This window comes from Clostridium pacaense (genome assembly GCF_020709765.2).
Lineage (GTDB): Bacteria > Bacillota > Clostridia > Lachnospirales > Lachnospiraceae > Enterocloster > Enterocloster hominis.
This window is the reverse complement of sequence record NZ_JAJFEB020000191.1, coordinates 1-242: the sequence shown is the minus strand read 5'-3', so window position 1 is coordinate 242 and position 242 is coordinate 1. Positions and strand designations below refer to the sequence as shown.

At 54.5% G+C, this 242-nt stretch carries 1 pseudogene; it reads left to right on the top strand.

Annotated features, from left to right (window positions below):
* Nucleotides 1-188 (top strand): annotated as a pseudogene (locus tag LK536_RS59005) (sugar ABC transporter permease); the annotation flags it as partial.
* Nucleotides 189-242: the final 54 nt, after the last annotated feature.

Sequence of the window (242 nt, the reverse complement as noted above, 5' to 3'; positions counted from 1 at the left end):
ACCAGATCCAAATCCTGACCCAGGGAGGACCTGCAGGCAGTACCAGGACGCTAATCCATCTGCATTACCAGCTGGGATTTGAACAGTTTGAAATGGGCCGCGGGGCGGCGGCCGTGGTCATCCTCATGGTTATCGGCCTCAGCCTTGCCCTGATCCAGCTTAAGATGAAAAAGGAGGAAAAATCATGACCAGACCTGTCATTCCATGGGTACGGATTATCCGGCGCGTCGCTGTCCATGTTG